This is a genomic window from Allobosea sp. 10L417, from assembly GCF_056395485.1.
Genome location: NZ_JBFTJP010000005.1, coordinates 255445 through 266777 on the forward strand (window position 1 = coordinate 255445; position 11333 = coordinate 266777).

An 11333-nucleotide genomic window follows, 5' to 3' on the forward strand; every position below is an offset into this window, starting at 1 on the left:
CGGATCAGACTCGCGCCACTACACTCTTGAGCTTGCAGTAGCTGCGCAAGCCCGCCATGCCTTTGGCGCGACCGAAGCCGGACTTGCGATTGCCGCCGAAAGGCATCGCGATGCCGCCGGCAAAGAACTCGTTGATGTAGACCTGGCCAGCATCGACCGCCCTTGCGAAACGCCAGGCCTTGGCGTGATCGCGCGTGTAGATGCCCGCCACCAGAGCATAGGATGTGGCATTGGCGGCGGCGATCGCTGCCTCGACATCCGCAACGATCTGGACCGTCAGCACCGGGCCGAAGATTTCCTCCTGCACCAAGGGATCGTCAGGGCCATCAGCGAGCACGATGGTCGGCTGATAGAACCAGCCGCCACCGCAATCCTCCGGCGGCACGATTGCGCCTCCGGTCAGGATGCGGTTGCCGGCGGCGCGGGCGCGGTCGACATGGGCATCGACGCGCGCCAGCTGCGCCGGCGAGTTGATGGGCCCGATCCCGGCATCGCTCAGGCCATGGCCCGGCCGCAATGCCTGCGCGCTTGCGACGAGGCGTTCGAGCAGGGGCTGCGCGATCGCTTCCTCGACGATCAGGCGCGAGCCGGCCGAGCAGATCTGCCCGGCATTCTCGAAGATCGCTTCCATGACCCCGGCAACGGCCGCGTCGATATCGCAATCGGCGAGCACGACGAGGGGAGACTTTCCGCCAAGCTCCAGCACGAGCCGGGTGACATGCTCGGCCGCGGCGCGCATCACGCGCTGCCCGGTCGCAACCGAGCCGGTGAAGGTGATGTGATCGATGCCGGGATGGGCGACGAGGGCTGCGCCCGCCCCAGTGCCGGTGCCGGCGACGACATTGAGCACGCCTTCCGGCAGACCGGCCTCATCAAGCAGCTCCGCCAGCATGAGCGTGGTGAAAGGCGTCTGCTCGGCTGGCTTGACCACGGGTGAGCAGCCGGCGGCGAGCGCTGGCGCAATCCCGCGCGCGGCAGTCGAGAGCGGGTAGTTCCAGGGCACGATCTGGGCGGCGACGCCGACCGGCTCCTCGATCGTCAGCCCGACATGGTCGGGACCGAGCGGCATGCTGTCGCCATGCAGCTTGTCGGCCGCGCCGGCATAATAGGCGAAGGCCTTCACGACGCCGCCGACATCGCCCTCGGCCACAACGAGCCGCTTGCCGGAATCGAGGGTCTCGACCACGGCGAAATGGGCCGAGCGCTCCGCGATCAGGCGGCTTGCGCGCATCAGAATTTCGCCCCGCGCGGCCGGGCCGAGACGCGACCACGGGCCGGAGAGAGCCCTACGCGCCGCCGCCACCGCACGGTCGATATCCTCGGCACCACCGGCTGCGACCGAGGCGAAAACCTTGCCCCGACCGGGATCGAAGCTCTCCATCCGCCGCCCGGAGACGGACTCGACGAAGTGCCCGCCGATGAAATGCCCGCTCGGCAGGCCGGCAAGCGTACCCGTCCGCAGGGCTTCGCCGATGAGCTCGGCGCGGTCCATGATCACGTGCCGATCTCCGTGACCTGATAGGCGGCCTTGTCGAGCCAGGACGGCTCAATCTCGACGCCCCAGCCCGGCCCGTCGGGGATCGCGACCATGCCGTCGCGCGCCTGCGGCGGGTTGCGCAGAAGACCCTGCTCCCAGGGGTAATAATCCGGTCCCTCGATGGAGAACTCGATATAGGGCCCGGCATTGGCGAGCGCGCCCATGATGTGCAGCGTGAACACCGTCACCAGTGACTGATTGGCCGAATGCGGCGTCACCGGCAGGCCGGCGGCCTCGGCCCAGCGCGCCACTTTCAGCATCCGCCCGACGCCGCCGATATAGCAGATGTCCGGCTGCACGACGTCGACCACGCCACCGTCGATCATGGCGCGCCAGACGGCGAGGTCGCAGTCCTGCTCGCCGCCGGTCACGTCGAGATCGAGGGCGTCGCGGACCTCGCGCGTCCAGGCATGCTCCCAATAGGGGCAAGGCTCCTCGAAATGGACGATGCCGTGATCCTGCAGCATCTTGCCCACAGCAATGGCCTTGGCCGGCGAATAGCCGCTGTTGCCGTCGACGAGCAGCGTCGCCTCGGCGCCGAGCGCCCGCCTGATCTGCGGCACGATCGCGTCCGTCCGCCCCGGCCACTCGTCGATATCGCGGCCGCATTCCCGCCCGACCCGGAACTTGAAGGCGCGATAGCCGTGGGCGTCGCGCAGGCGCCGGAAGCGCTCGGCCTCCGCCTCCGGCGTGATCTCGCCGCGCTTCATGCTGGAGGCGTAGACCGGGAAGGGACGCGGCGAGCCGCCGAGCAGTTCGCAGACGCTCTTCCGCTCGATCCGCCCGCGCAGGTCCCATAAGGCCGTGTCGAGCCCCGTCATGGCGCGGCAGAGATAGGAGCCCGGGAACTTGTGCTCGCGCTCGCTGATGGTCGCGACGAGTTCGTCGATGGCGAAGGCGTCTTCGCCGACGGCCCAGCGCGCCACCTGCCGGTGGAAGACGGTCGCGGTGATGTCGGCATTATAGGGCGAGAACTGGCCCCAGCCCTGGCTGCCATCCTCGCATGTCGCACGGACGAAGCCGACGTCCTGGGTCGTGAAGCTTTCGAGCCGGGTGATCTTCATCGCTGCCGCTGTCCCGTTTCGCGATCGCCGACCGGCGAACCGCGGACAGCTTCGGCGCAAGGAGGGACTTGAATTGGCCTGATCCCAAGGTCCATTCTCGTCAAACTGACAGTCCACTCTCAAACGAGGCGCCATGGTCAAACGCGAGGAAGGCGCCCTGCTCCAGTCGATCGTGCTGGACCGCGCGGGCGAGCATGGGCTCAGCGTCCAGATCTGCGCGGGCTTGCGCGAACTGATCCTCGGCGGCACCCTCAAGGTCGGCGAGCGCCTGCCGGCGACGCGCACGCTGGCGCAGGAATTCAGGGTTGCCCGCACCACCATCGTCGAGAGTTTCGAGCGGCTCGCCGCCGAAGGGCTGATCGAGACCCGCGTCGGCTCCGGCACCTATGTCAGCCAGGCGCTGGCGAACGAGCGCCCTGCTCCGGCCGCCGCGGCCGTTGCGGCGCCCACCGCGCGGGTCAAGCTGGCGCAGGCGATGAACACGGCATCCAAGCTGTTCGGCACGCGCCTGCCGCACCAGCCGCGCGCCTTCACCACGGCGATGCCGGCCTTCGACGCCTTCCCGATGGCGCAATGGGCGCGGCTTTCCGGGAAGCACTGGCGCAAGGCGCGCCATCAGGTGCTCGGCTATCCCGATCCGCACGGTGCACGGCCGCTGCGCCAGGCCATCGCCGCGCATCTGCGGCTCAACCGCGGCATCGCCTGCGAATGGCAGCAGGTCTTCGTGGTGGCGGGAGCTCAGCAAGCTTTCCACCTGATCGCGGCCACGCTGCTCGATCCCGGCGACAAGGAAACGCGCCGCCAGCGGGCCGGAGTGCTTACTGATCCGACAGCTCGTAGATCGATGCCTCGTCGGCGCGCTCACGCAACCCCTTGAACGATGCGTGGCGCAGCTTGCCGTCGTCGGTCCAGGCCCGGAATTCGATCTCCGCGACCAGCTCCGGCTTGATCCAACGATATGCCTTGCTCCGGCCGGTCATGTTCACAGCGGGCTTTTCGGTGAGAATCCGGTCCATCTGCCTCCGCAGGGCCGTTGCGCTGGCTTCGGAAAAACCAGCCAGCACGCTTCCGACATAGACGAGATGGCCATCCTCGCGAGCCGCGACCAGTATGCGGCCGACGCCGCCGAGAGCCTCGTTCGAAGGCTCATAGCCGATGATGACGAAGCTCTCCGACTGGACGCACTTGATCTTGAGCCAATCTCCGCCTCGCCCGGATCGATAGGGAGCGGAGCGCCGCTTCGCAATGATGCCCTCCAGCCCCATCTCGCCGGCCAGGCGCAGCAATGCCGGCCCATCCGCGTTGATGTCCTCGCTCAGATGGACGGAATTGTGAGGGGAATCGCCCAGAATGTCCTCAAGAATGCCCCGTCGCTCCTCGCAGCTGAGCGCACGGATATCATGGCCGTTCAGATAAAGCAGGTCGAAGGCATAGAAGATTGCCCGGGAAGCGCTCTGCGTGCCGCCGAGKCTGCCAAGAGCCTTCTGCAGCGCGCCGAAATCCGGGGCGCCGCGGTCGTCGACGATGACCGCCTCCCCGTCCATGATGGCACTGCCGACACCAAGTTGCAGGGCGTCGCGAGCAATGACGGGAAAACGCAACGTCCAGTCATAACCGCCGCGCGTGATGATCCGAACCCGCTGGTCGGGCTCGATGTGGACAGCGAGGCGGTAGCCGTCCCACTTGATCTCGTAGGACCAATCGCGCCCCGTCGGCGCCTTGCTGCTCAGCAGGGCGAGACAGGGCTCGACACGCTCAGGCATCGGATCGGTGAAGAGGCGCTCTAGCTTCCGTCGTCGGGTAAGCGGCCCCTGAAGCGTATGTCCGCTCAGTCCGGCTCTGAGAATGCGCCGCGCACACATGGCCCCAACTCCACACGCACAACTATAAACGTGTGACGCGAGGAATCGTTCCAGGACAGCCGCCTCCAGGCGGGGCCAATCCGATCCGCCGCGGAAGGCCTCGAGAGGCATCGCCGCGCTATCGCAGTCTCCTCCGATCGCGCCGGGCCGGGTGCCGCGCAGGTCGAGATTGAGCGATCGCATCGACTTTTGCCGGTGCCGGCGAAAGCCCGGCGCTGCGAAAGCCACGCTTGCCAGCCGCGCCATGTGACGGCAATGTCGGCCCAGAAAGACGTTGAGTGGGTAACGGGACATGGAAAACGGCCAGATCATGATCACGCGCGGTGGGAATGCCGATGTCGGCGAGACGCGAAGGATGGCGGGGCCTGGACTTCTCGATCGCCGATCGTTTCTGGTCGGATCGGCCGTTGGCGTCGGCGCGCTCGGGCTCGGCGGTTGCGCGGTCTCTGACGGCATGAGCTTCGCCGAAGCGCAGAGACTCTACGGGCCGGCGCCTGAGGAGAAATTCCCGATCCCGGCGGCGGATATCAGCAAGGTCGATCCGAAATATTATCGCCGGACGGTGCGCTATGACACCAAGGAAGCGCCCGGCACGATTATCGTCGATCCCGGCAACTACTATGTTTACCGCGTCGAGGAGGGTGGAAACGCCACCCGCTACGGTGCGAATGTCGGCCGCGACGGGTTCCGGTGGAGCGGTGACGCCTATGTCGGGCGCAAGGCCGAATGGGCGACCTGGACACCGCCCAAGGAAATGATCAAGCGCCAGCCCGAGGCGGCAAAATACGCCCGCGGCATGCCGGGCGGCCTCGAAAATCCGCTCGGTGCCCGCACACTCTATCTCTATCAGAACGGCGCCTATACGCTCTACACGATCTATGCCAGCAGCGAGCCTGAATCGATCGGCTCAGGCATCACGAGCGGCTGTGTCGGCCTGCTCAGCCAGGACATGATCCACCTTTATTCGCAAACGCCGGTCAAGACGAAGGTGGTCGTCCTGCCGGCCTAGGCTGCGGCATCGCCCCCCGGACCTGGGCGCTGCCCGTGCGGGCGGTCCAAAGGACAAATGGTGTCCTGGCGATTATACGCGTGACGATATCTGGAAGGTCGATGCGACCTTCCAGGCCGGCGGCCGCCCCGGGCGACGCCGGCATCCAGATTGCTGAAGAGCGCTGTCCGGTCGGCAGGGACTTGGGAATTGGCGGTCCAGCTCTCTGCCTTGGCCAGCTTGCTCCCGGTGTCGGCCAGCCGGTGTCTCAACCGCTCACGGCCCGGCCCGATGCCGCGCACTGACGCACCTAACGGTCCCCGAAAGCAGGCACGAGCTTGACCTCGAGGCCTTCGGGCGGCTCGTGGAAGGAGACACCCCGTCGGCATCCGAATATCAGGCTGGTGGTTTCCAGCGCGCGCATCCGGCTCCGAACCCCGAAATCCTAGCGTTCTCGGAACACACGTTCCGCATGGTCCATGAGTGGTTTGATCAGATAAGACAATGCCGTGCGATCTCCCGTCGAAATGAAGACCTCGACAGGCATGCCGGGCAGCAATTGCCGGTCGCCGAGGGCGATCGCCGCGTCTTGGATCTGGACCTCCCCGATATAGAAGCTCTGCCCGCTCACCGGGTCCTTTGTCGTTGCCGGCGAGAGATGGACCAACTTTCCGGACACCTCCGGCGTGGTGTTGCGATTGAAGGCGGAGAAGCGCATGCGCGCCGTCTGGCCGACATGAACCTGGTCGATATCGTTCGGCGCGACGCGCACTTCGACCATCAGCGTCGAGTTCCGTGGCACGACAGTCGCAAGCCGAGCTGCCGGCGTGATGACGCCTCCCACGGTGAAGATCATCAGCTCATTGACGGTGCCCGCGATCGGCGCCCGGATCTCCATGCGCGCGAGCCGATCCTCGTTGGCAACGCGGCGGTCGCTCAGCTCGGACAGCTTGGCCTCGACCTGGCGCAATTCGCGCTGGGCTTCGGTCCTTGCCGTCTCGTCGATTGCGATGATCTGCAGGCGGGCATCGCTGATGCGCAGCTTGGCGCGGGCGAGCGTCGCGTCGATCTCGCCGCGCTCGCCTAGCAGACGGGCCCATTCCCGGTTGATGTTGAAGACCTTCACGCCATCGATGAAACCTTTCTGGAAAAGGCTGAGATATTTGGCGCGCTCCAGCTCGACGAGGCGGATTTCCTCGACCTTCGCGACCTGGCGCGCCTCCAACCCACGGATCTCCTCGCCGGACTGGACGATCGAGATTTCAAGCTGTTCCTTGCGGCTGTCCCGGTTGGCCTTGTTGCCGGTGAACAGGCGCGTCTCGCCTTCCAGGATATGGTCGACCTCGTCGGAGAGCCGCGCAATCTCCGGCGAATAGGCGACACTCGCGAGATTGTCGCGCTCGGCGAGCAACCTGGCCTTGCGGCCGAGATTCTCGGCGAGCTGCGAATGAATGATCGAAAGCTCGGCGCGCGTCTGGACATCGTCGAGCCGGAAAAGCACCTGGCCCTCCGCGACACGATCGCCCTGCCGCACGGCGATCGACTGGACGATGCCGCCGTCACGGTGCTGCACCTCCTTGAGATTCTGGTCGATCTTGACCGTTCCTTGCGTCACGACAGCGCCATTCAGCGCGGCAGTCGCGGCCCAGCCGCCGCAGCCGAGCACGAGAAGCAAGGCGAGCGCCGAACCGACGACGACATGGCTGCGCAGCCGGAAATTCAGGCGGGCATCCTGCGTCTCGTGCGGGGACTTTGCGAAAGCAGCGGTGAAATCGTGATTATGGGCGTTCATCGGCGCGTTCCCCATGCCGGCCGTTCAATGCGGCCGGCTTTTCTGCGTTCAGACGTAATAGAGCTTGTGACTGCCGTAGATTTCGATCGAGAAATCCTTCGCTTCCGCCTGCTCGACATAGACGTCGACATAGGTGCGCTCGTGCTCGCCGATCTTTTCGATGCGGAAGCGGAAGGGGCGGCTGTCGTTGCCGTCGCCATAGGCTTGGCCGAAACCGTCGCCATCCTGATCATCATCGCCGTCATCATCGTCATCGCGTGAGCGAAGCTGGTACTGCTTGATGACGATGCGGTCGCCGGCCTCGAGATCGAGGATCTGATGGACGAGATCGTCGGTTCGCTCGGGGTCGTCCTCGACCGCAAAGACGAAACGGTCATCACCCTCCCCGCCGCTCAACGTGACGGCCTTTTCCCCGACGATCAGGCAATCGTTGCCGCTGCCGCCGAGAATGGTCTCGAAATCGACCACCGTGTCGGAGCCGATCTCGATGCCAAGCGCCTTGCCACGCTTCAGATCGACGGTGACGCCGTGCTCGGTGGCGGAGAGATCCAGCGTGTCCTGCCCCTCCCCGCCATCATAGCAATCGGCAGCGGCATCGCTCGTCGCCACGATCCAGTCGTTGCCCGCCCCGCCTGAGACATGATCGCTGCCGGCGCCACCGTCGAGCACGTCGTTGCCGGCGTCTCCGAATAATTGGTCGCAGCCCTCGTCGCCGAAGACGCGGTCGTCGCCGCCGCCTGCGCTGACATGGTCGTTGCCCGTCCCGGCGCGGACGACATCGTTGCCCCCACCGAGCATCACCCGGTCGTCGCCGGCTTCGGCGAGCACGATGTTGTTGCCGCCATCGGCCGTCACGATATCGTCGCCCGGCCCCGCGTGGACGGTGTTGTCGCCGGGGCCGGCATCGATCGTATCGTTGCCCGGCCCGGCGTCGATGATGTCGTTGCCGGCGCCACCGGTGATCACGTCGTCACCGTCTTCGCCATAGATCGTGTCGTCGCCGTCGCCGCCGTGCAGGCTGTCGTTGCCGGCACCGCCGCGGATGACGTCGTTCCCGGCGCCACCGAAGACGATATCGTTGCCCGCTCCCGCGTCGATCCGGTCGTTGCCGGCCCCGCCGACGATGTGATCATCGCCCACTCCGGTCACGATGACGTCGTTCCCGCCGCGTGCGTCGACGATATCGTTGCCGCCGAGCCCCGTGATCCGGTCGGCACAGTCGCTGCCGAGCAGCGTGTCATCGCCGGCGGTGCCGGCCAGATCGAGGAATTCGAGCACGCGAAGCGTGGCCGTCTGCTGCACATAAGCCTCGCCGTCGCTGATCCAGTAGGTCAGCGTGACCGTGCCGTACCAGCCGGCTTGCGGCTTGAAGACCCAACCAGCTTCGGCCGCGGTGAGTTGACCATAGGAAGCCTTGAGGCCAACCACCACGAGCGGATCGGCATCGGCGTCGGTCGCTCCCGCGAGCAGAGCGAGGCTCGCGATCATCAGGGTCTGGCAACCGCCGATATCGGCGAGCTGGACAGGGCCGGCTACGCGCGGGGCGCGGTTGCGCGGTTCTTCCGGCGGGTCGTCGCCGTCATCATCGCCGGGCCCGGGCTTCGGCCGGGGGTCGCCAGGCCCCTCCCGGTCCTGGGTGCCGGGGCGCGCGGATTGGCCGCCACCGTCCGTGCTCGCGCGCGCCGGCGCGCCGCCACCGGAAATCGCAGCCAACGAAAAGCTGCGCCAGCCATTGTCGTTATTCGCCGAAAACCCCAGTCCGAACTCGAAGATCGGTGAGGGATAGCGCGGCAGGGGTAGCAGCTCGTAGTCGATCAGCCGCGAGTCGATATTGAGGAAATCGGGCAGGCCGGGCACATCAGGCCCCGCCGCCCCCGAACCGACGGCCCTGGCAGCGGCCGGCTCGTTGCCCAGCGCCCCCGTTTCGTCGACCTGCTCGCCGGAGGCCGGCGACGCCTCATCCCCTTCAGCCAGGGATGGCTTGCGGGGCGCTTCCCCAGCCTGCGCGTCATCTTTCGCAGCGGGGGGCGCCGACGCATCGGTTCTCGCCTCGCCTGGGAACAGGCTTTTCAGATAGAGCACGACCGCCGTCACGGCGAGAGCGAGCACGCCGGGCCAGCGTGGCGCCGCAATCGCCGCATCCTGCGCCTTGCGGTAGATCTGGGCGGAGTCGGGAAGCTGCTGTTCCGCCGATTTTGCAGCCTTGATCGAGATCATGCCGTCACCCGTCCGTGAAGAGCTGCCGGATGTTCGCCGATCCCCACCGCCCGCGGCATGAAGGCGGCGCGCTCGGCTGTTGCCTGAACCGCAGCCGGGGCGCTGGGCGAAGCGGCGGTACGCGGCTGAGCCGGTGCGAGGATCTTGTCGCGCGGGCCGAAGGCGACGAGCTTGCCGGCCTGGATCAGTCCGACATCGTCCACGGCCTGAAGCGCGCTGGGGCGGTGGGCGACGATGACGACGATCCCGCCGCGCGCCTTCACCTGCCCGATCGCGGCGGTCAAGGCGGCCTCGCCTTCCCCGTCGAGATTGGAGTTGGGCTCGTCCATGACGACAAGGAAGGGATTGCCATAGAGGGCGCGGGCAAGCCCGATGCGCTGGCGCTGGCCGGCGGATAGCGCGGTGCCCTGCGGTCCGAGCTGGGTCTTGTAGCCCTGGGGAAGACGCAGGATCATCTCATGGATGCCGGCGACCATCGCCGCCTCGACGACCTCTGCCGGATCGGCATTCTCGGCCAGGCGCGCGATGTTCTCCTCGACAGTGGCGTCGAGCAGCGCGACCTCCTGCGGCAGATAGCCGAGATGGCGGCCGATTGTCTCCTCCGGCCACTGCTCCAGCTCCGCGCCGTCGAGGCGCACCGCGCCGCGCAGGATCGGCCAGATGCCGGTGATCGCCCGGACGAGCGTGGTCTTGCCGCCGCCGCTCGGGCCGATGATGCCGACGGCCGTGCCGGCCTGAACATCGAAGCTCGCCTCGCTCAGCAACACCTGGCCGCTGCCCGGTGCGGCGACCGTGATCTTGTCGATCTTCAGCGTCCGGCGCGGGGCCGGCAGTTCCATCGGCTCGACCGCCTTGCTCAGCGCGGTCATGGTCTCGCGCAACCGCTGGAAGGCCATGCGCGCGGCGACGAAGGGCTTCCAGTTTGCGATTGCCTGATCGACCGGCGCAAGCGCGCGGGCCGAGGCGACCGAGGCGGCGATGATGGCACCGGCGGAGAGCTCGCCCTTGATGGTGAGATAGGCGCCGAGCCCCAGCGTCGCCGATTGCAGGACCATGCGCAGTACGCGCGAGATGGCGCCGAAGGTGCCACCGAGATCGCTGGAACGCGTCTGGAGCAAGAGGTGCTCGCGATTCACCGCGTCGAAACGCTCGACTGCACGCGGCGCGAAGCCCATCGCCTTGAGCACCTCGGCGTTGCGGGCATTGCTGTCGGCGATTGCCCCGCGCGCGATCGCCGCCTGCCGGGTCTCGTTGTTGATGCGCCGGGTCGTCACCTCGCTGAGCAGCGTCAGCATCGTCAGCACGACCGCTCCCGCCAGCGTCAGCGCACCGAGCCAGGGGTGCAGCAAATAGACGAAGGCGAGGTAGAGCGGGATCCAGGGCAGGTCGAACAAGGCGCCGGGCCCCTGCCCGCCGAGGAAGCTGCGCACCGTGTCGACGTCGCGGCCCCTCTCCGTGGCCTCCACCGTCGAGAAGCCGAAGCGCGGCATATCGATCGTGACGCGATGCGCGATCGGCGCGATCTCGTTATCGAAGCGCGCACCGACACGCACCAGCACCTGCGAGCGGATGATGTCGAAGCAGCCCTGGAAAAGGTAAAGTCCGATGGCGAGTGCCGAGAGCGCCGCCAGGGTCTGGATGCTGCCGCTGGTGAGCGCCCGGTCGTAGACCTGCATCATGTAGAATGAGCCGGTCAGCGCCAGCACGTTGATGAGGCCGGAGACGGCGAACAGGAAGAGCGCGACGCGGCGCAACCCGTGGGTCAGCCGGGCGGCGTCGCGCTTGCGGGCGGAGGAAAGCGTCTTGGACGGTGCCATTATGGCCCCCGAAAATGCGAGTGCGAGGACTATCGAGTGAAGAAGGATCGGGCGGG

At 66.8% G+C, this 11333-nt stretch carries 8 protein-coding genes; 2 read left to right on the forward strand and 6 right to left on the reverse strand.

Translation table 11 applies throughout. The features are described 5' to 3' along the window. Nucleotides 1–4 precede the first annotated feature (4 nt). Both AC1DE3_RS15340 and AC1DE3_RS15345 read right to left on the reverse strand, forming a co-directional pair. Nucleotides 5–1492: an aldehyde dehydrogenase family protein gene (locus AC1DE3_RS15340; RefSeq protein ID WP_476852548.1), complete on the reverse strand. Its 1488-nt coding sequence runs from the start codon at nt 1490–1492 to the stop codon at nt 5–7. 2 nt (nt 1493–1494) lie between these two features. After that, nucleotides 1495–2601, reverse strand: coding sequence for a mandelate racemase/muconate lactonizing enzyme family protein (locus AC1DE3_RS15345; RefSeq protein ID WP_476778461.1), 1107 nt, complete (start codon nt 2599–2601; stop codon nt 1495–1497). A gap of 133 nt (nt 2602–2734) precedes the next feature. Here AC1DE3_RS15345 and AC1DE3_RS15350 point away from each other — a divergent pair, with 133 nt between their 5' ends. Further along, on the forward strand, nt 2735–3478 hold the full coding sequence (locus tag AC1DE3_RS15350; protein WP_476852523.1) for a GntR family transcriptional regulator: 744 nt from the start codon (nt 2735–2737) through the stop codon (nt 3476–3478). On the opposite strand, the gene ligD is transcribed toward AC1DE3_RS15350, so the two are convergent. Continuing rightward, on the reverse strand, nt 3420–4364 hold the full coding sequence (gene ligD, locus AC1DE3_RS15355) for a non-homologous end-joining DNA ligase (protein WP_476852524.1): 945 nt from the start codon (nt 4362–4364) through the stop codon (nt 3420–3422). The two genes, AC1DE3_RS15350 and ligD, sit on opposite strands and share 59 nt — an antisense overlap. 409 nt (nt 4365–4773) lie before the next feature. On the opposite strand from ligD, the gene AC1DE3_RS15360 reads away from it, so the two are divergent. Continuing rightward, entirely contained in the window at nt 4774–5472 is a 699-nt protein-coding gene (locus AC1DE3_RS15360; protein WP_441513144.1) for a L,D-transpeptidase, read from the forward strand. A gap of 424 nt (nt 5473–5896) precedes the next feature. On the opposite strand, the gene AC1DE3_RS15365 is transcribed toward AC1DE3_RS15360, so the two are convergent. The 3 genes from AC1DE3_RS15365 to AC1DE3_RS15375 are packed head-to-tail and all read right to left on the reverse strand — an operon-like array spanning nt 5897 to nt 11277. Next, entirely contained in the window at nt 5897–7243 is a 1347-nt protein-coding gene (locus AC1DE3_RS15365) for an HlyD family type I secretion periplasmic adaptor subunit (protein WP_441513143.1), read from the reverse strand. A gap of 48 nt (nt 7244–7291) precedes the next feature. Continuing rightward, complete coding sequence (locus tag AC1DE3_RS15370) at nt 7292–9460, reverse strand: calcium-binding protein (protein WP_476852525.1); 2169 nt, start codon at nt 9458–9460, stop codon at nt 7292–7294. After that, entirely contained in the window at nt 9457–11277 is a 1821-nt protein-coding gene (locus tag AC1DE3_RS15375; protein ID WP_476778469.1) for a type I secretion system permease/ATPase, read from the reverse strand. The genes AC1DE3_RS15370 and AC1DE3_RS15375 overlap by 4 nt, the downstream gene beginning before the upstream one ends. Nucleotides 11278–11333 lie beyond the last annotated feature (56 nt).